The sequence below is a fragment of the Marinobacter sp. F3R08 genome (assembly GCF_018860425.1).
Lineage (GTDB): Bacteria > Pseudomonadota > Gammaproteobacteria > Pseudomonadales > Oleiphilaceae > Marinobacter.
Genome location: NZ_JAHKPI010000025.1, coordinates 24,436 through 43,841 on the forward strand (window position 1 = coordinate 24,436; position 19,406 = coordinate 43,841).

Genomic DNA, 19,406 nt, shown 5'->3' on the forward strand with positions numbered 1-19,406 from the left:
GGATGTACAGAAACCCAATATAAGGTCGATTTGAGTCAGATCAACCCTTTGCCGTTAAGGAACTTTTAAAGTCCGGGCTGCCTGGCAGGAACTGCGCACAGTTCTTTACTCGCCAGACGAGTTCCTCGTAGCTGTCCGCCAGAATATTGACATGGCCGAGCTTGCGGCCCGGCCGCTCACCTTTGTTGTAAAGGTGAACATGCGCATAGGGCAGTTCAAGGATGCGTTCGATGTCGCCATGCTCGCCAATAATGTTAATCATGCAGCTCAGCCCGCGAGGCGCCACGTTACCCAAAGGGTGGCCGCTTACGGCACGGATATGATTTTCGAACTGGCTGGTCATTGAGCCTTCAATGGTCCAGTGCCCCGAGTTGTGGACTCTGGGAGCCATCTCGTTGGCCACCAGGCCATCGGCCGTCTCAAACAGCTCAAGCGTTAAGACGCCAACATAATCCAGATCGTTCAGCAGAGCCTTGATATAACGCTCGGCATCCTGTTGAACATGTTTCCCGAGCTTTGGAGCAGGGGCAATCGAGTAGCGTAAAATACCTTCGTGGTGGGTGTTTTCAGCTATCGGATAAAAAGCTACTTCACCGTCCTCGGCGCGTACCGCGATAATCGACACTTCCCGGTGGAAATCAACAAACTTTTCCACGATCAGCCGGGGGTGGCCAATGGAGTCCCAGGCTGCTTCCGCATCTTCGGGGCTCCTGAGTACCGCCTGCCCTTTGCCGTCATAACCTTCGGTGTTGGATTTCGCCACCACCGGACAGCCAAGCTCTTCGGCAGCGGCTTGCAATGAGGCGGCGCTATCGGCAATTTTCCATTCGGGTGTCGGGATACCCAGTTGCCCGAACAGAGTTTTCTCTGCTTCCCGGTTCTGGCACACCTGAAGGGCTCTGGGGCACGGGTGAACAGGTTTGAGAGCAGCGATTTTCTCGGCTACGTCGACCGGCAGGTGTTCGAACTCGTAGGTAACACGGTCAACCCGGGAGAGGAAGTCATCGAGATATTCGCTTTCGCGGTCGATGATGACTTCGCCCAGTCCGGCACTGGGGTTGCCGGACATGTCATAGAAAACAAAGGTCTTGGCCAGTGGATATCCGGCCAGTGCCAGCATTCTTCCCAGTTGGCCGGCGCCCAGTACACCAATTCTCATTTGTGTTCTCCTGCCTGTTCCAGGCATTGCTCAAATGCTCGGGAAGCGGACAAGGCCTTGCCCGCTTCTTACTCCGAATGTTGCGTTACTGGTCCCGTGGGTCAGGGTTGTCCAGAATCGTTTCAGTCTGTGTTGTCCGGAACTGTTCCACGGCTTCCCGGATAGTGTTATCGGCTGTGCCGATAATCTGCGCTGCCAGCAGGCCCGCGTTCGTGGCGCCGGCCTTGCCGATAGCCAGGGTGCCAACGGCTATACCCCCGGGCATCTGGACAATGGACAGCAACGAATCCAGTCCGTTCAGGGTTTTGGACTGAACCGGTACGCCCAGCACAGGCAGGGCGGTTTGTGAGGCAACCATGCCCGGCAGGTGGGCAGCGCCGCCAGCGCCGGCGATAATGACTTTCAGGCCACGATCTGCCGCAGTTTTGGCATAGTCAAACAGCAGATCCGGGGTGCGGTGGGCCGAGACGACTTTGGTTTCATAGGCCACGCCAAGTTTTTCGAGCATGTTGGCGGCGTGTTCCATGGTGGGCCAGTCGGATTTGGAGCCCATGATGAGACCTACAAGCGGCTGCATATGCACCAGTCCTGTGATAATTGGAAAGCCGGCCATTGTATGTTTTGGCTACTTACCATGCAAACTTATGGACCTGGAGCAGGTTGGGATGGAGAGCTCAGTGCTTTGCGTAAGAGTATGTATTGGCAAGGCTTCATTTTTACCTGGGAGTAAGTAGAGGTATTATCGACACTTATTGTTTTAACCGTCCATAGTCAGGAGATGTAATGGAATCCATCCGTCCAGATAACGATGAGCTGAGGGCTGAACGACCGATCGGGAGTGCTGAGCCGAAAAAGCCGGCGGAGAGAAAGTCCGGATCATCGTCCGGTGGGAAGAACGAGCCGTCGACGCCGGCGAAACCTCCCAAAGGTGGCAAGGACGATAATTGCGGGAATGGTCGCGGCAGTTCAGCGATGTTATGGCTGCTGTTGATTGCGGTGGCGGTTGCCGCCGGGGCGGGCTGGTACTCCCAGGAACAGCGGGTGCAGGCCCTGGAAGGGCAGCTGGAGGAGGCGGATTACTGGGCTCGCCAGAGTAAGCTGGCGTTGGCGCGGTTTGAGGGTGAGCTCTCGGAGACCGGTGAGAATCTGCAGGAACGGGGCGCGTCTTTAGAGGACCAGTTGGCGGCGCACGAAAAACGGCTGGATACGGCGGATAGCGAGATCCGGAAGCTGTGGGTCATTGCCAACGAACGCAACAAAAAGCGTCTGGATGACCAGCAGGGGCGGATCGCTGCGCTTGAATCCGGCGTCGCAGAGGGCGCGCAGTCCATTAGCGCTATCGAAGCGTCGGTGAGCAAGGTTCGCTCGTCGATGTCATCCGATGTCGCAGCGTTGAAGCAGCAAACCGAAACGTCGATCGCTGCGCTACAGGATGCTAATCGTCAGGCGACGGATCAGCTGACCAGGCTCAGTCAACAGCTGGCAGAGGTGGATCAGGTCATTGAGAGCCGTATTCGGCGATTCGAGCAGGAACAGAAACTGGGTGTCAGTGGCATGGAAGGGCGAATTTCGGCGCTCGAGCGGAAAACCGGAGAGCTTGCAGGAGATGGCCGGGTAGGGGCACTTCGGAATGAAGTAGAAAGCTTGCAGCAAACCGTTGAGTCTATCGACGCCTCCCGCTCACAACTGACCTCGCGTTTGGTTCGGTTGTCCGAGGAGGTGAACCAGTTACGGAGTCAGGTCAGCGGGCAGTAGCCGGCCTGCGGGGTCGTTCGGTCCTGACCTCTCGGGCTTTGTAACGGTTTGTAGCCATCCCTTGCGGTAGCTCTCATTTCTGGTGTTTGGCAGTTGCTATGATCAGGTGACTCGCAATCAGGATGAAGAGTTAACAATAATGAAAGCCCGAGAGTCTTCTGTGTCTTCCCTTCTTCAACTGCTGGCGGCGGTATCACTGTTGTTGGCATTGTCGGGGTGTAAGGTTTACCAGTCCATTGGCAAAAGTGTTGGTTCGTTCCTGCACCCGGTTTCCGGCCATGATTTTGTTCACATTGATAACGACAGCTGGGACCGGCGCAACGCGGTTCTGTATTTCTACCGGACGCACTCTCAGTGGGCGGCCGACGAGATAGAGGCTCCCAGTGTCTATGTCGACGATACTCATTATTTCAACATTCGCAACGACAGCTTCACCTGGCTGGAAGTTAGCCCGGGGGAGCGCCATATCGCAATTCGCCGCCCCTTGCTGGGGCTGGAGGGAATGAACTCCTTCAGCCTGAGCCTGATTGCCGATGGCGTGTTGAATGTTGAGCCTGGCCAGATCTATTACCTGCGTTATAACGAGCTTTCGGAGCCAGGCCAGAGGCACCCTGAACTGGACCCGGATCACTCCCTGGCTCAGGGTGATTTGCAATTGGTGGCAAGGGACTATGCCATGCAAGCAGGGGAGATTGTGTCCACCCGGTTTCTGAACAGTGACCTGTTGGCGCCGAATCATGCGGCGACTTCCATTGTGCACGTGAATGAAGATGTGGACTACGAGCGGCAGCTTGGGCATCTGAAAGAAGAGCGGGAGCTTGAGATTGAGCGCCTTAAGGCCGAGGGGAAATATGAATCAGCTTCCTGGTTCTGGCCCTTTGGCGGAGGCCCCACCGTTCCACTGGAGACTGATCGAGAGATTGAGAGGTTGGAGCAGGAATACGCGGAGCTGGAATTGGAGCGGGAGCGAAAGGAAAATGCAGAATCCGGCGGCTGGTGGATTTTCTGACGACTGACTACACTGACAGCAAGTGCAAGACTCGGGAAATCGAACAGTAATGGCTTTCAAGGATTCTCTTCGACTCAGATATGAACGACTCGCGGATGATGTCGTCCCTCAACTGCTTGAAAGCTGGGGGAAGCTGCAGAAACGGTTTGACGACCTGAACTGTTCCCTGGCCAATCGGGCGGTTCCGGAGGAGAGGCGAAGCCGTGTCAGTGAGTTGTCTCTTCAGGAAAAGGCGTACCAGGCAGGCCAGGATCGTCAGACTGTGCGTCCTGAAAGGGCAAAGGGGCGGGCTGCGCACTCAAAGTGAATTTGCTCAAAAACTGTACGTTTTTAATGGCTTGCAAGTTTTTTTGTAAAATTTCCGGAAAACATTTGACACTGCCAGCCAAATGCTTAAAATGCGCCTCTCACTTGATTGAGACAGCATTGCTGGCCAGCAAGTGAGCGCCTTTGGAAGGCTTGGAAGTGGGTGGTTAGCTCAGCTGGGAGAGCATCGCCCTTACAAGGCGAGGGTCACTGGTTCGATCCCAGTACCACCCACCACTTTCAAAAGCATCACCGGATCACCCCATCCGGTTTCAGGTTCAGGCCTTAGGGCCAGAATTGATGCGGAGCGGTAGTTCAGTTGGTTAGAATACCGGCCTGTCACGCCGGGGGTCGCGGGTTCGAGTCCCGTCCGCTCCGCCATTTTATTCCCGGGTGGTTAGCTCAGCTGGGAGAGCATCGCCCTTACAAGGCGAGGGTCACTGGTTCGATCCCAGTACCACCCACCAGAATTCTGAAAAGGGCCGATCCTGATGGATCGGCCCTTTTTTTATTTCCCGATCAAAGATTGCCCACAAACCCGCACGACATTGCCATTCACTCCGTTTGAGGCAGGATTGCAATACCAGGCAATGGCCTCTGCAACATCCACGGGCTGCCCACCCTGTGACAGACTGTTCATGCGACGGCCTGCTTCGCGGATGGTAATCGGCATGGCGGCGGTCATCTGTGTTTCAATGAATCCTGGTGCAATGGCGTTGATGGTCATGCCGTTTTTCATTTGCCGGGCCATGGCTTCGACGTACCCGATCACCCCGCACTTGGCGGCCGAGTAATTGGTTTGCCCGAAGTTTCCGGCGATGCCGCTAATAGAGGATATACAGACAATTCGTCCGTTCTCGTTTATGAGTTCCCGCTGTATTAGCTTCTCGTCGATTAATTCCTCAGCGGTCAGGTTGACCGCGATTGTCATTTCCCAGAAGTGTTCGGGCATATTGCCAAGGGTTTTGTCACGGGTGATTCCTGCATTGTGAATGACCAGGTCGACGCCGCCGAAATGCTCCTCGATAAAGTCAGCGATCATTCCCGGAGCGTCTGCGTCGGTAATGTCACACGCCAGGGGCTTGCCATTGATGGCGGTCGTTACCTTTTCCAGCTCTGCCATGGTTGACGGGAAATCCAGCCCGATAACGGTAGCGCCGTCCCGTGCAAGTGTCTCTGCAATAGCGGCGCCTATGCCCCGGGAGGCACCGGTTACCAGGGCGATTTTTCCGGTCAGTGGAGCGACGGGATTGATTGTGGGAGACGCAGCGCTCTTGCCGATCCTCACGACCTGTCCGGACACGTAAGCGGAGCGGGGGGACAGGAAGAACCGAACACTGGACTCGAGTTGCTCCTCAGCGCCTGGAGACATCCACAGCAGGTTTGCCGTAGCGCCTTTTTTTCCGATCTCTTTGCCAACGCTGCGAACGAAGCCTTCAAGTGCTTGTTGAGCAGCGGCCTGGGGAGGTCTGCGGCAACTGGAGGGAGTCTGGCCGATGATCAGGACGCGGGCATTGCGGCCCAGTTTTTTAATGGTGGGATGAAAAAAGTCGTACAGGGCCCGGAGCTCTCCCGGGCCTTTGAGTCCAGTGGCGTCGAACACCAGGGCGGAGAAGGTTTCGCTGTTCTCAGCGCTGAGATCCAGAGGGCGGGCCTTGTTACCGGCTTTCGAAGAGTCACTCAGGCTGCTGTTGCCACTGGCGTGATGCAGGACGGCGGCACTGGCGCCAAGAGTGTTGCCGAGCGCGGCTATGGCCTTGCCACCGTCGGCGGCGCCGACAAGGACGTTTCCTTCTATAAATGGCTGGTCTGTGCGCTTGAGGCGTTCAAGAGGCACTGGAGCAGGGAGGCCCAGAGATTGAGCGGCGGTTTTACCGACCGGGGTGTTTACTATTCTCAAATAGAGGTCAGACATGGAGGCTTCCTTGTGTTGGCATACAAATGCTCAAAGCGAATCGTCCTGAAGGTTAAAGAATCGGACAGTTTTTGGATTGACTCAATACCTGTAGGGTGTTGTCAGTGGTGCCAATAAGGCACTGGACGTTCTCGCTTATCTCGTAAAGAGGAGTGGACTGATCATGGCACAGGCACCAAATACGACTCAAAAGAAAACTACCACGGCCAAGATGGCTGGTTCCGCCCCTTCGGGTATTCGCCGCGTAGCCGTACTGGGTGGCAATCGGATCCCGTTCGCCCGTTCCAATACGGCGTATAGCAAAATCAGCAACCAGGAGTTGCTGACGTCGGCTCTGCGGGGGCTTGTGGATCGGTACGGTCTTCAGGGGCAGCGCTTGGGTGACGTGGTTGCCGGGGCGGTTATAAAGCATTCACGGGATTTCAACCTGACCCGCGAAGCTGCCATGAGCTGCGGGTTTGCTCCAGAAACGCCGGCTTACGATATTCAGCAGGCCTGTGGCACAGGACTGGAGGCGGCGATTCTGGTGGCCAACAAAATCGCACTTGGGCAAATTGAATGCGGCATCGCCGGTGGAGCGGATACCACTTCCGATGCGCCGATTGGTGTCGGTGAGGGTCTTCGGGAAATTCTCCTGGATCTGAATCGGGCCAGGACCACCGGAGAACGGCTTAAGATCCTGGGACGTTTCCGGCCCGGGCATCTGAAGCCGGAATTTCCTGAAAACGGTGAACCTCGAACAGGTATGTCGATGGGCGAGCATGCCCAGGTAACGGCAGAGGAGTGGGATATTGCCAGGGAGGACCAGGACAGGCTGGCCTGGGACAGTCATCAGAAACTGGCCAAGGCCTATGAGGAAAATTTCTTCTCAGATCTGCTGACACCGATGGCCGGGTTAGAGAAAGACAATATCCTTCGGCCGGATACCACGATGGAGAAGCTGGCAGCGCTCAAGCCGGTGTTTGATCGTGAAAACGGTACGATGACAGCGGCCAACAGTACAGCGTTGACGGATGGTGCCTCTTGCGTGTTGCTGGCCAGTGAGGAATGGGCGAAGGCGAATAACCATGAGGTTAAGGCCTGGCTCTCCTTCTCAGAAGTAGCAGCGGTGGATTTCGTCGATAAAAAAGAAGGCCTGCTGATGGCGCCAGCCTACGCGGTGCCCCGGATGCTGGATAAAGCCGGGCTGACGCTCCAGGACTTTGATTTTTATGAGATCCACGAAGCTTTCGCTGCCCAGGTGTTGAGCACTCTGAAAGCCTGGGAAGATCCCTTTTTCTGCAAGGAACGGCTGGGGCTGGACAGTCCCCTTGGCAGCATTGACCGGAACAAGCTCAATGTAAAAGGCAGTAGCCTGGCCACGGGTCACCCATTTGCCGCGACCGGTGCCCGCATCGTGGCGACGCTGGCCAAGTTGCTCGAGGAAAAGGGCAGTGGTCGCGGCCTGATCTCCATCTGTGCCGCTGGCGGGCAAGGGGTTACGGCCATTCTTGAGAGGTAAGTTTTCGGAATATCACAATTTTCCTTTGACAGTGGCAGGCTCACCCCTTATCATGCGCGCCACGTTGATCAGGGGTTTCCTGACAAAACGGCCAGTTTTGATGCGGGGTGGAGCAGTCTGGTAGCTCGTCGGGCTCATAACCCGAAGGTCGTAGGTTCGAATCCTGCCCCCGCTACCATATATAAAAGCAGATCAGTGAATAACTGATCTGCTTTTTTTTGTGCTCCATAAACTGGAAGACCCCTGACCATTCCCATCGTCAGCCGCCATTATGCGCGCCATTTGCGCTTAAATGAATTCGCTTCTCTTCACCATTTTTTCCAGGTCGGGGGTCGGTTTGCCGATGAAATACCCCTGGGCGTAGGCGACCCCCAGCTCTTCAAGCTTTGCCAGTGTCTGGGCGTCTTCAACAAATTCTGCAATGGTTTTCATCCCGAAAGCACTGACCATTCGTGTGAGGCTCTCGACGAAGATCTGATTGTCAGGATTATCTGGCAAACCCTGGATGTAGGAACCATCCAGTTTTACATAGCTCAGTGGCAACTTTTTCAGATAGCTGAACGATGAGAATCCGACGCCGAAGTCATCCAGTGCAACCAGAACCCCGGTATCGCTCAGGCTTTCAAGATTGTTGAGGGCCATCTGGAAGTTCTCGATGTAGGCGGTCTCGGTGAGCTCAATGATAAGAAGCGAGGGGTCCAGAGAATAGTTTTGTAGCAGTTCGTTTACTTTTGCAGGAAAGTCCAGTGACTGCAGAGTAGGTGCCGAAACATTCACTGACAGACTGTACTGGTGCCCCGCCTGCCGATCGTTGGCCAGCCTCTGAATTGCCTTTTCCATAACCCAATGATCAATCAGCTGAATGAGCCCCATCCGCTCAGCGGCCGGTATGAAGTCATTTGGAAATACGGCCACACCGTTAGTGTCCCGCAAACGGAGGAGCACTTCATAATGACTGACGCTCTGATGCTTGATGGACAGAATTGGCTGGAAATTCAGTTCGAAGAGATCGTCGCTGCTCAGAGCCTGACGGAGCAGGGATGATAGATCATGGTCTCGGCGCAGATCCGCAAGATCATTGCTTGAGGGGTCGAAGATTTGCCAGTGTCCCCCCCCGTTTTTCTTGGTCTGGTACATGGCCATGTCTGCATGCACGATGAGTTCCTGTTCGGTCCGCCCATGTTCTGGGATCAGTGCGGCACCGATGCTCACGTTATAATCCAGGGTCCGGCCCCTTGTAGGAATGACAAGCTGGCCATTGAGTTGGCGCGAGAGGTTGGCAAGGAAACCGAGTAGCTGGTCGTGCTGTATCTCGGGCAGAATAATCGTGAATTCATCCCCCGCGAGTCGGCTGATTGAATCGCTTGAGCGCACACTGGTTTTGAGCGAGTTCGCGATCTGGATCAACACCTGGTCACCTATGTTGTGACCGTAGAGATCGTTGATCTGCTTGAATCGATCTACGTCGATAAAAATCAGGGCACCCTGACACTCAAGATCCAGTACTTTGTTGAGGTGGCTCTGGAAACCACGACGGTTTCCTATGCCTGTCAGTGGGTCATTGTTGGCAAGCCACTCCAGTGCTTCCTCGTCTCGTTTGCGTTGGGTCAGGTCAATGCCCGTGGTGAGAATGACGCTATCCCCCCGCTCGTCTTCAACGATGCAACACGTCCAGTCGATGTATATGGTTAGACCCTGGTCACTGGTGAACTCGGAATCGAACTGCATGACACCCCGGGTGCCGCTCTTGAGTTCACTGAGCTTGCTGCGGTATTGATCAAGGCTGGTTCTGGAGTTGAATAACTCGTTAAAGTCTCGAAGAGGGCGACTGAAGTCTTTTTTGAAACTTGCGTTCCTGCTCAGGATTTTGCCATCGAAGGTTTGAATCACGATAAACAGCTGGGAGCTGTCGATCAGGCGTTCCAGAAACCCTCTCGACCGGGAAATAACCGCGATTTGATCGTGTAAAGAACGATTTTTATCTTCAACCTCAACGTGAAGTGCCTGCAGTTCACGGGTTACGAACTCCGTACTTTTTTCCAGCAGTGAAAGCTCATCCGGAAACAGGCGTGAGGAATCCGGCTGGATCTGGCTCAGGGCTTTCCCGTACTGGTGTTGAGGCAGGAGCTTCAGGGCATTGACGACTGAAATCAGGCGTTTGATAGGACCGAGCATCAGCAAAAGGAGTGCGATTTCGGAGAGGAGCAGGGCAAGCAGGCCTGTAAAAAGGCTTGTTTTCAATGAGTCAACCATAGTGTTGTACTGCCGGGTCTCGTCACTCACCGTAATCAGTTTGGGATCGAACCCCCCGGAGCGTCTGTGGTTGAGGTCCAGGGAGTGGAAGGAAAGCCTTGAACTCCTGAACGCCAGGGCCTCCTCAGAGTCGAGTTGGTCGAGTTCGACCGATTCTCCGGCATGAGTCAGTACCGCGAGGGTTTGCTGAAAGTGGCTTGCAGCCCACAACCTCATGCCCCAGATTTCGAAGGTTCGATCATCCAGGGATGCTTGAGCAGTGTCCTGTGTTGGAGGCAGTAGAACGGCGAGATCGTCACCGGACAATTGCTGGAATCGCTGGATGACATCGGCAATGCTCTGTGCAACAACGATCAGAGCCTCTGTGCCGTCTTCCAGAACGAATGGTTCGATAACGAACTGAGAGCAACCCGAGCTGCAATAGATGAATGACTGCGGCCCTGCGACGTTGCTTGCCTGCATGACATCCGTGACAGCGTTTTGTACCGTTTCCGGACTATTGAAGAGAGTCTGGTTAAGCGCGTTGCCCATAGGCTCGCCCGCTATGGAATACAAAGCAATGTAGTCGATTCCGGTGCTGATATTGAGAACGACCCATTGGTCATCAAGGCGTTGTGGTAATCCAGACAGCGCCGCGAGGTCTGTCGCCCGCTGAATTTCCGGAATTTCGGTAATTAACTGAGCAAGCTGGGAAAGGCGGAGGTAATTGTCGTTGAGCAACTGGTCAATAATGAGTTGCTGGCGGGTTTGGTCCTCTGCCACCCGATCTTCATAGCTGGCTACGGTTCGGTTAACTTGCTGAATAACCCAGATCCCGGTGATCAGGATCAGAACCAGACTAAGAAAAACAACGGCTTTCCACTTCAGGCTGAGAAGCATGTCGAAGAGTCCGTCGAATCAAAACTGATAGTTAAGTGAAAAAACGTAGTAGTTCCAGTGCTTCTTGATATCCTGGTTTTCTATGCCTTTGAAATTGGGTAACCAGGCCGTGCCTTCGTTGAAGCTGGCCTGACCGGATACGGACCAGTTCTCGCGGAACGACCACTTGCTTCCAAGTGTCCATCCACGGCCAAAGCCGCGATACGGATTGTAATCTGCGGCAGTCTGATCACCGGAACGATCGTTCCTTCTCAGGTAAAGCTCTTCGTATCGGGCAAACACTGACGTTGTTGGGGACGGAAACCATTCGGTCTGAAGAAAGTAGGCTTCGGTGGTCGCACTCGAGGACGCTGCGTTTCCGACAAATTCACCGTCAAATTCGTTCTTGAGGTTAAAATACTCTGCTGTGATTACCCAGTTTCTGTAACTGTACTGGGCAGACAGGAGTGTGAGAAAGCCGTCAATACCGGCGCCGGTCACATAGTTCTGGGGATTCAGAAGGAGGTCACCTGGCGGCGCTGACACCAATGCCATCTGGGCTTCTTGCAGGGAGAGCGGATCTTTCAAATCAAGGTCGACGTCTACAATGCTCAAACCCAGTCGCAAATCCTTCTGAAAAGACGGAATAACATTCACATGAAACAACCTCAGAGCCACGTCGGCTTTGTCTGTTCCCGGGACCGGTTTGGCAAAGGCGTAGTACTCGAAGTTCTCACTGTCCACGGTTTTTCGGCCCGCGGTAAGCTCCCAGTTGATTTGATTTCCGCTTATTAGTGCTGACCCATAGAGGTCTATTCCGTCTGTTGAAAGTAACGTGTCCCGGAGTGCTTCAAAATAGATGGATTCGGGCACATTAAAGCTGGGGCGGGCAGAGGGTATGTCTCTGGTCGCATTATAAAAACCGATACTGTTTTTAACGCGGCCCACTCGCACGCCTGCCGCCGAGTATTGGTTTGTAAAAAACTGATAATCGGCCAGAAGGAAGTCAACCCGGAGGTCCCCGTCGTCGGCTTGATCACGGTAGCGGCTGAGTACCTGACCGGCGACCCTGAACTCCGTAGAAAACTCCGTAAAACCGTTAATGCCAATTTCACGGAACTTGAACGAGCCATCATCTGAACTTGTTCCTACGTAGGGGTTATCAGGGCTTATCAGGTAGGACTGGCTAACAAAACCGTGTAGCTCCGAGTTATAAGGCAGCTCAAGCGCATCCACCGGAGAACCAAAAGACAGCATCAGGGGCAGAAGGCCAGCAAGGCGCATTGTCATAGTTGTGCTCCTGTCAAAATTCTTACCTCACTGACCGGAAAGTCTCGGGATACATAGCCGATGGCCCCAGGCGTCGACTGGATCATTTCCAGCATTTTTGTCTCTGAATCAACAACGGTGGGTGCCTTGCCGGTGCCGGTAAACAGCATACGATTCCAGATGCGATCAAGTTGATGAGCCTGAATCTTGAGCTTTTTTACCGCAAATTCCCGGTGTAGGTCTGATGTGCTGGGTAAAGTGAAAACCTGAATGGCGCTGCTGTCGGGCCATCTTCTGATTTGCATTGCGAAGATCTGGTTGAGGTAGATCCAGTCGGGCTCGGTGATCGTCACCGTCTCGTTGACGATGATCTTTTGCTCACCGAATGCGGGCGGCGCAGTCAAAAACCAGAATATGACGAATAGAATGAAGGTTTTTTGTTTATTTCCTGCTGGCAGCAGTTGTATTTTCATTAGCAATCCAATCGCCGGGCTGATAATACTTCAGTGTTCAAGGGCCTAGTCTCATCCAGAGAGTCCATTGACGCTATACGATTTCTGCAACATTTTGTACGAACTGATCAGCTGAAAATAGCCGTTCGACAGGATTTTGCCAACCCGACACCCTGATGTAGCTGCAGGAACATCCATGCTGTCGGGTTTATTCCTCGCGCGTCAGGGCAATTCGGAGCGCCAGTGTTTTACGTTTACCTGGCCCTTGATTGCATCGATGATTTCGATAATCAGGTTGATCAGCGCCTCATTCTGGGCCTCATCGGTCTTCACGTCATCGGGATTGGGCAGGAAAACATTCACGATGTCTTCAATGAATGCGTGATTGGAGGCGGAGGCCAGGTCTTCGAGAATCTGGTGTATGACGTGGGCTACGATGTCGCCCACGGCCTCTTCCAGAGTCTCCTGGATGGTAGGCCCGACGACCGGCAGAAATTTCAGTCGTGACAGTTCCAGGTTCTGTTTGAGGGCATTATCCACCCTGTCCTCAAGATAGCTCCTGAGAGCGCCCCGATTGGGTACGTAGCCTTCCTGAGCCGACTCGGCAATCCGTTTTGAGATCCAGTCCGAGAGCATGTCGCGCCTTGGGTAGAGGATATCTTTCTGGATTTTGTCGAACAGAGGAGAGCCCAGCCTGACTTCCTGCTGCACTCCACTGAGCACCTTGAGCACGATCCGGTCGGAAAGCTCTTCCAGAAAGGCTTCGTAATAGAAATTCACGAAGCGATAGACGCGGGTGCTCGTGATATCGATGATCTTGTACTGGTGCAGGCGGTAGATGATGGAAATCACCCGCAGGATTCGGAGGAAGCGCAGGCTGCCGACAGGGATGCAGCCCACCACGTCATACCAGTGAATAAATGGGTAAAAATACCAGCGGTCATACACCCTGGCCCTGATGGCGTAACCCCAGCGAACGAAGAACTCGGTCAGGAAGATGCTGACGAAAATCAGATCATAGAAAATGAAGCGTTCGTGGATAGGGTGGTAGGCGGACTGGATGGCCGGCGCATAGTCTTTCAGAAGATTCTGAACGGCGACAAAATTATAAATCGAGTCCCAGATAATGAACGACAGATTGATGATCAACAGGCCCAGCATCAGAAAATCAATGATGAACCAGACAAGCTGGTGGCTGGATTTCAGGTTTTCTCGATTTATCTTCAGCATTCGCCAAGGTCCGGTCTGTTGCTAAGTATCTGACAGGTTAGCTTATTTCGTCGCTACAAACGACTCGCTCCTGGACCAGTTGATGCAGGCCGGTTGGCCAGCCATGGATTAACTTGACCGTCTGCCATTAAACTCCCACGCTTGAACCGAAATCTTTCTTGTTACCACCAATATTGAAATAGGCGGATGCGACCAATCTTCCAGTGTTTGAATTCGGGCCGGGTCCGGCTTTTGACTGCCTTGCTCTGTTGTCTGCCCGCCTGGGCCTGTGCGCAACAGGTGGTCGTGAATATGGAAGGAGACTATCCAGGGCTGAAGGCAAACGCCGAGGCTTATATTGGTGAAGTTGCAGATCGAAACGCCGGGAATCTGAGGCGCTATGCCGCGACGGCTGTCGATCAGACCAGGGAAGCATTGCGGGCGTTGGGGTATTACGAGCCGGTCATTGACTGGCGAGTTGAAGAGGGTGATTCCGATACCACGGCCTTGCTCATGCTGTCCGTTACGCCCGGAGAACCGGTAAGAGTCAGGTCCCGCCTCGTCGAGATCAGAGGAGCGGCTGCATCTGACGCAGGGCTGACCTCTGATTTGCCGGCGCATCCGGCGGAAGGCGATGTTCTTGATCACGGCGAGTACGCCAGCTTGAGAAGCACCATTCAGTCCCGTGCTCGCCAACGGGGTTATTTCAACGGCAGGTTTCTCACCCGAACGCTGAAAGTGGATCCTACAAACCACAGTGCCGATATTACGCTGATATACGATAGCGGCAGGCGCTATCAACTTGGAGACGTCATCTTTGAGGAAGGGCACTGGTTCGAAACGGATCTTCTGAGGGAGTTTGTCACCTTTGAGCCTGGAACACCCTACCACTCCGACGAAATTGCGCAGCTGAACAGGGATCTGCTGAACAGCGGCTACTTCAGTAACGTAGATATCAACATTTCACCAGAGGACGCCGAGAACGGCATTATTCCGGTTCGCGTTGATCTGGCGCGACGTGAGGCGCGTTCGGTAGCGGGGGGTGTTGGTTTCTCGACCGATGTCGGTCCCAGATTCCGGGGTACCTGGCGGGAACACTGGATCAATACCATGGGGCATAAACGAGGGGCGGAAACGGAGCTGTCTGCGCCCCGGCAGAATCTGAGTACCTGGTACGAGTTACCGTTGGATCCACCCATGACAGATCTGATTCGGCTTACTGCCGGGTATCAGCGGGAGGATATTGAGAATGTTGAATCGGAGCTTCTGACCCTGGGTCAGCAGTGGCAGCATCAGTTGGAGGACGGCTGGCTTCAGGTTTTGTCGTTACGATGGGAAGGGGAACGTTTTAATATCGGCGACGACGAGAAAGGGACAAGCACTCTGCTTCTCCCGGGCGCCAGCTACTCGAAAATTCAGGCGGATTCACCACTCGACCCTTCACGCGGTTACCGTTTACAGCTGGATGTCACGGGCTCCCACCGGGCCGTGCTTTCGGACGTGGATATCCTGCAGGTCAATGCGCTGGTTAAGGGCTTGTTTACCCTTGCCGGCAAACACCGCTTTGTGGGCCGGCTTCAGGCCGGGGCGATTGCCACGAACCGGTTTTCAGATGTGCCTCCATCCCTCCGTTTCTTTGCGGGTGGTGATCAAAGCGTGCGGGGTTATGGTTATGAAACTCTCTCACCGGAAAATGACAATGGTGTGCCGGTGGGTGGCCGTTTTCTGATAGGTGGAAGCGGTGAGTATCAATACCAGTTTGCCGACCAGTGGCGTGCAGCGGTTTTCGTCGATCACGGCAACGCCATCAACGATCTTAATGATCCTCTGGCAACGGGTGCCGGTATTGGTGTGCGATGGATCAGCCCGGTCGGTCCGCTGCGACTGGACATTGCCAAAGGGCTGGATCGGGAGTTTGGCGGAGACTGGCGAATTCACTTTTCCATGGGGCCTGAGCTTTGACGCAGACACCGGAAACATCAGAAGACAGGAATCAGGTGCGGCCGGCTCGCCGTCGGCGATTCCGGTTCTGGTTGCTTGTATGTCTGGGGATTCTGATTCTTCTGCCCGTATTGTTACTGGCGGCGACGTTACTGATTCTGCGCTCAGAGAGCGGGACAGCCTGGGTTATTGATCAGATTCCGGGGCTGCAGGCCGAGAATGACGGCGGTTCGCTGTTCGGCCAATGGCGCGCCGATCATCTGCAATGGCGGGGCTACGGTGTCGAAATCAGCGTTCGATCACCTCTGGTGGACTGGTCGCCTTCTTGCCTGTTCAAAAAGGAGGTTTGTGTTGAACGTCTGCAAGCACAGACACTCCAGGTCACTCAATTATCCCAGGAGAGCCAGTCCGAAGATGGCGGCGCAGTGACGCTGCCGGCTCTGGATTTGCCTTTGGCGCTGAGTATCAGTGGCGTCCGGATGGGAACGTTCACGTTCAATGGCAACAGGATCTGGGACCGGCTTGAGCTGGACGCCGGCGGGTCTGGTGCTGACTGGAATATTGAGCGCCTGTGGTATCAGCTGGGCGATTATCAAGTGTCTGCCGCCGGCCGAATCGAAACCCGGCGGGACTGGGCGGTCAATCTGGAGGTCAGGGCAGAGATTCCACCACCTTATGGTGAAGAGTGGATACTGGACGCCACACTGTCCGGCAGCGTTCGGGATCTGATGGTCGCTGCCACCAGCCAGGGTTACCTAAATGCCCGGCTGGCAGGGGAAGTGCAGCCACTGGATCCGGCCCTGCCGGCGCAGCTTCGGGTGACTTCGGATCAGTTCAGGGCAGCGGAGGCGCTGCCGGATACTCTGGTCCTCAATGATTGGGTTGTTGAGGCCGGTGGCAGTCTGAAAGACGGCTTCCGGACTCGCAGCAAGGCTCGGTTGCCGGGCACAACGGGGCCGGTGCAGCTGGATCTGGAAGCTCTGGTGACCACGACAGCGGCCGAGACCGTCCGTATTGAACTGACCGCTGAGGGCCCTGATGGCGGCGCTCGAGGCTCCGTAGCGGCCAGCGGCAGTGTTGCCTGGAGCGAGGAACTGGATGCCAGCGCCGATGTGCGTTTGCGCGGTTTTCCCTGGTACACCCTGATCCCGGACCTTGAACCACCGCTGGTAACCCTGCAGTCACTGGATGGCACCGTGTCCTGGCAAGCGGGAAGCTACCATGCGGAGTTTGACGCTGGCGTCGATGGTCCTCAGGGCAGCGCCGAGCTGTCAACCACAGTGGATGGTGATACTGAACAGACCACATTGACGGCTTTGAGCGTTCGCACTGACGCTGGATCTCTGACCGGAAATGGATCGGTGAACTTTGCCGGGCCACTCTCCTGGAGGGCAGCCCTGAAGCTGGAGGATTTCAACCCGGGTTACTGGCTGCCGGCTCTCGAGGCCAGTCTGAGTGGCGACGTCAGTACCGAAGGGCAACTTGGGGACGGCCCGGTACCGGTCATGAGTGCCAACTGGAGTTTGGCGGGTGACTGGCGCTCCAATCCTGCTTCACTTGAAGGTCAACTTGATACCGGATCCGGCAGCTGGGAGCTATCGGGACTGAGGCTGGCGATAGGCGACAACCAGGTAAAAGGACGCGGAACCTGGGGTGAGATTGTGCGTGGGGATCTGGCCCTTGACCTGCCCGCTCCCGAGATCATTTTGCCCGGCCTGACTGGTACCCTGGAAGCAACCCTCAGGACAGAGGGGACGCCAGAGCGCCCGGTGGGGCAGGTGAAGGCGAGTGCCCGAGACCTCGCCTGGCAGGACCAACTGACGATTGGAGCTCTGACCCTCGAGGCAGACCTGCAAGACGGGCTTCGCCTGGTCAGCCGTATACAGGCGCAAGATCTCCAGGGGTTCGGCCAGGAGCTGGAAATGTTCACGCTCGAAGCTGATGGAACGCAGGACCGGCACCTGCTCAGTGTCGTTGCTAATCATTCCGACGCTGAGCTGGAGCTGGCATTTGAAGGTGCCATTGGTTCTGAATGGGCAACCTGGAAGGGCGAGCTCTCACAGGGTTTGATGACTCTTACTGAGCAGTCCCAGAGTTGGGAACTGGAGTCGCCTGCCAGGCTCGCTTATAACAACAGTGGTGAGCTGACCTTTGGCAATCATTGCTGGCGCTGGCAACAGAGCACCGTATGTGCGGCTGACCAGACATTGATGCCTGAGCCTGATATCTCTTATCGGATTGACCGGTTTCCAACGAAGGCCCTCGCTCCATTATTGCCTGAAACCATGCGCTGGAGCGCGTGGTTGAATGGGGAGATCAGGTTCACCGCCAGGGCTGACGGTCCGGATGGGCGAGTCTTTCTTGATGCTGGTGATGGTGATTTTCAGCTACTGACAGACGGCGAATGGGAAGCCGTGGCCTATGACGCCTTCACTGCCGATATTGCTCTGAAACCTCAGCGAGTGGATGCTGCAATCCGTTTGTCAGGGCCAGAGTTGGGCGCATTTACCCTGGACATGGGTCTGGATCCCGATACAGACACCCGGAACGTCGAGGGTTCCTTTAGTCTGACGGGCCTGGATGTCGCACTTGCCGGGCTATTCTCCGGGCTTGATGAAGTTGCAGGTCGGGTGGACGGTCAGGGTCAGATCTCCGGACCCTTGATGAAGCCGGCTGTAACCGGGGAGTTGAACCTGGTGGACGGTCGGGTTTTGGATTCCCGATTGCCCATGCCCATCGAAGAAATGATGGCAAGCCTTCGGTTTTCTGGTTACTCAGCGCAGATCAGCGGCAAAATCCAGAGTAACGCCCGGAGCCAGATCATTGTCGATGGCGAGATTGACTGGCAGCAAGCGCTGCAGGGAAGTGTGTCAGTTTCCGGCGAGCGCGTGCCGTTTAATCTGGAGCCTTATGCGCAGCTTGAAGTAGAGCCTGATCTGACGCTGGTTTTTCAGGACGGAACCCTGGAAATCGCGGGGCAGGTTGCTGTCCCGAGAGGCAGTATCGAGATACAGGGGTTGCCTGCGCAGGCCGTGTCGGTGTCTGAAGATGAGATTGTTGTTGGTGTTGAGAAGCAGGAGTCTGTCGTCCGGTCTCTCAATATGGATGTGAATGTTTTGGTCGGGGAAGATCAGGTCACGTTCGAAGCCTTCGGTTTGACTGGTGATCTAGAGGGTTCCCTGAGGATCAGCAACGATATGGATGCACGGGGGACACTGCAGCTCGTCAACGGTCAATACGAGGCCTATGGCCAGGAGCTCGAACTCCGGCGTGCCAGGGTGTTGTTTGTCGGCAATCTTGCTCAGCCTTATCTGGATATTGAAGCTGTACGCGAGGTGGACACGGTGGTTGCCGGTATTCGTCTGAGTGGCCCGGTAGACTCACCGGAGACCGAGGTGTTTTCCAGCCCTGATATGCCGCAGACTGACGCATTGTCCTATGTGATCCTTGGCAGGGCCCCCCAAAGCCAGAGTGATGAGGGCCAGATGAGTCGTGCTGCGCTGTCTCTGGGACTGACTCAGGCAAATAAGGTGACTGGACAGATTGGCGAGGAATTCGGCATTCGTCAGCTGACACTCGAAGCCGAAGGTTCCGGTGATCAGACGTCGGTGGTTGCGAGTGGTTATCTGACTGACGAATTGAGTGTCCGCTATGGGATCGGCATTTTCGAGCCGATAACGTCTGTGGCTCTGCGTTACGACCTGGGCCGTTACTTTTATCTGGAAGCTGCCAGTGGGCTGGCAGCTTCCCTGGATATTTTCTACACCCGGGATTTCTGA

The 19,406-nt window shown here is 55.0% G+C and carries 13 protein-coding genes and 4 tRNA genes; 10 read left to right on the forward strand and 7 right to left on the reverse strand.

Features of this window, described 5'->3' with window-relative positions; genetic code table 11:
* Positions 1-40 precede the first annotated feature (40 nt).
* Both KO499_RS15465 and purE read right to left on the reverse strand, forming a co-directional pair.
* Complete coding sequence (locus KO499_RS15465; protein WP_215984670.1) at positions 41-1,159, reverse strand: 5-(carboxyamino)imidazole ribonucleotide synthase; 1,119 nt, start codon at positions 1,157-1,159, stop codon at positions 41-43.
* Between the two features lie 85 nt (positions 1,160-1,244).
* Positions 1,245-1,736 carry a 5-(carboxyamino)imidazole ribonucleotide mutase gene (gene purE / locus KO499_RS15470; protein WP_215984671.1) on the reverse strand — a complete coding sequence of 164 codons (492 nt, stop codon included), beginning with the start codon at positions 1,734-1,736 and terminating at the stop codon, positions 1,245-1,247.
* Positions 1,737-1,942: 206 nt separating this feature from the next.
* On the opposite strand from purE, the gene KO499_RS15475 reads away from it, so the two are divergent.
* The 6 genes from KO499_RS15475 to KO499_RS15500 all read left to right on the forward strand — a co-directional run bounded on the left by KO499_RS15475 (position 1,943) and on the right by KO499_RS15500 (position 4,696).
* A complete protein-coding gene (locus KO499_RS15475; protein ID WP_215984672.1) occupies positions 1,943-2,914 on the forward strand; it encodes a hypothetical protein in 972 nt (323 codons plus the stop codon).
* 139 nt (positions 2,915-3,053) lie between these two features.
* Entirely contained in the window at positions 3,054-3,923 is an 870-nt protein-coding gene (locus KO499_RS15480; protein ID WP_215984673.1) for a DUF2846 domain-containing protein, read from the forward strand.
* Between the two features lie 49 nt (positions 3,924-3,972).
* A complete protein-coding gene (locus tag KO499_RS15485) occupies positions 3,973-4,230 on the forward strand; it encodes a hypothetical protein (protein WP_215984674.1) in 258 nt (85 codons plus the stop codon).
* A gap of 160 nt (positions 4,231-4,390) precedes the next feature.
* Positions 4,391-4,466, forward strand: a tRNA-Val gene (locus tag KO499_RS15490).
* Between the two features lie 67 nt (positions 4,467-4,533).
* A tRNA-Asp gene (locus KO499_RS15495) sits at positions 4,534-4,610 on the forward strand.
* Between the two features lie 10 nt (positions 4,611-4,620).
* A tRNA-Val gene (locus KO499_RS15500) sits at positions 4,621-4,696 on the forward strand.
* A gap of 41 nt (positions 4,697-4,737) precedes the next feature.
* Here KO499_RS15500 and KO499_RS15505 read toward each other — a convergent pair.
* Positions 4,738-6,144, reverse strand: a complete 1,407-nt coding sequence (locus tag KO499_RS15505; RefSeq protein ID WP_215984675.1) for a 3-oxoacyl-ACP reductase — start codon at positions 6,142-6,144, stop codon at positions 4,738-4,740.
* A gap of 163 nt (positions 6,145-6,307) precedes the next feature.
* Here KO499_RS15505 and KO499_RS15510 point away from each other — a divergent pair, with 163 nt between their 5' ends.
* Together KO499_RS15510 and KO499_RS15515 are read left to right on the forward strand one after the other, a co-directional pair.
* Positions 6,308-7,645, forward strand: a complete 1,338-nt coding sequence (locus KO499_RS15510; protein ID WP_323133359.1) for an acetyl-CoA C-acetyltransferase — start codon at positions 6,308-6,310, stop codon at positions 7,643-7,645.
* A gap of 101 nt (positions 7,646-7,746) precedes the next feature.
* Positions 7,747-7,823, forward strand: a tRNA-Met gene (locus KO499_RS15515).
* Positions 7,824-7,933: 110 nt separating this feature from the next.
* On the opposite strand, the gene KO499_RS15520 is transcribed toward KO499_RS15515, so the two are convergent.
* The 4 genes from KO499_RS15520 to KO499_RS15535 all read right to left on the reverse strand — a co-directional run bounded on the left by KO499_RS15520 (position 7,934) and on the right by KO499_RS15535 (position 13,707).
* Entirely contained in the window at positions 7,934-10,777 is a 2,844-nt protein-coding gene (locus tag KO499_RS15520) for an EAL domain-containing protein (protein ID WP_215984676.1), read from the reverse strand.
* Between the two features lie 18 nt (positions 10,778-10,795).
* Complete coding sequence (locus KO499_RS15525; RefSeq protein WP_215984677.1) at positions 10,796-12,046, reverse strand: hypothetical protein; 1,251 nt, start codon at positions 12,044-12,046, stop codon at positions 10,796-10,798.
* On the reverse strand, positions 12,043-12,498 hold the full coding sequence (locus KO499_RS15530; protein ID WP_215984678.1) for a hypothetical protein: 456 nt from the start codon (positions 12,496-12,498) through the stop codon (positions 12,043-12,045). Before KO499_RS15530 ends, KO499_RS15525 begins: the two co-directional genes overlap by 4 nt.
* Before the next feature lie 201 nt (positions 12,499-12,699).
* A complete protein-coding gene (locus tag KO499_RS15535; RefSeq protein ID WP_215984679.1) occupies positions 12,700-13,707 on the reverse strand; it encodes a hypothetical protein in 1,008 nt (335 codons plus the stop codon).
* Positions 13,708-13,998: 291 nt separating this feature from the next.
* On the opposite strand from KO499_RS15535, the gene KO499_RS15540 reads away from it, so the two are divergent.
* Together KO499_RS15540 and KO499_RS15545 are read left to right on the forward strand one after the other, a co-directional pair.
* Positions 13,999-15,648 carry an autotransporter assembly complex protein TamA gene (locus KO499_RS15540; RefSeq protein ID WP_228340012.1) on the forward strand — a complete coding sequence of 550 codons (1,650 nt, stop codon included), beginning with the start codon at positions 13,999-14,001 and terminating at the stop codon, positions 15,646-15,648.
* A complete protein-coding gene (locus tag KO499_RS15545) occupies positions 15,645-19,406 on the forward strand; it encodes a translocation/assembly module TamB domain-containing protein (RefSeq protein WP_228340013.1) in 3,762 nt (1,253 codons plus the stop codon). The genes KO499_RS15540 and KO499_RS15545 overlap by 4 nt, the downstream gene beginning before the upstream one ends.

Excerpts from the sequence above, each read along its gene's own strand:
- KO499_RS15520 (WP_215984676.1), bottom strand. The coding sequence starts at position 10,777 with ATGCTTCTCAGCCTGAAGTGGAAAGCCGTTGTTTTTCTTAGTCTGGTT.
- KO499_RS15475 (WP_215984672.1), top strand. The coding sequence starts at position 1,943 with ATGGAATCCATCCGTCCAGATAACGATGAGCTGAGGGCTGAACGACCG.
- purE (WP_215984671.1), bottom strand. The coding sequence starts at position 1,736 with ATGCAGCCGCTTGTAGGTCTCATCATGGGCTCCAAATCCGACTGGCCC.
- KO499_RS15465 (WP_215984670.1), bottom strand. The coding sequence starts at position 1,159 with ATGAGAATTGGTGTACTGGGCGCCGGCCAACTGGGAAGAATGCTGGCA.
- KO499_RS15505 (WP_215984675.1), bottom strand. The coding sequence starts at position 6,144 with ATGTCTGACCTCTATTTGAGAATAGTAAACACCCCGGTCGGTAAAACC.
- KO499_RS15480 (WP_215984673.1), top strand. The coding sequence starts at position 3,054 with ATGAAAGCCCGAGAGTCTTCTGTGTCTTCCCTTCTTCAACTGCTGGCG.
- KO499_RS15530 (WP_215984678.1), bottom strand. The coding sequence starts at position 12,498 with ATGAAAATACAACTGCTGCCAGCAGGAAATAAACAAAAAACCTTCATT.
- KO499_RS15540 (WP_228340012.1), top strand. The coding sequence starts at position 13,999 with ATGGAAGGAGACTATCCAGGGCTGAAGGCAAACGCCGAGGCTTATATT.
- KO499_RS15535 (WP_215984679.1), bottom strand. The coding sequence starts at position 13,707 with ATGCTGAAGATAAATCGAGAAAACCTGAAATCCAGCCACCAGCTTGTC.
- KO499_RS15510 (WP_323133359.1), top strand. The coding sequence starts at position 6,308 with ATGGCACAGGCACCAAATACGACTCAAAAGAAAACTACCACGGCCAAG.
- KO499_RS15485 (WP_215984674.1), top strand. The coding sequence starts at position 3,973 with ATGGCTTTCAAGGATTCTCTTCGACTCAGATATGAACGACTCGCGGAT.
- KO499_RS15525 (WP_215984677.1), bottom strand. The coding sequence starts at position 12,046 with ATGACAATGCGCCTTGCTGGCCTTCTGCCCCTGATGCTGTCTTTTGGT.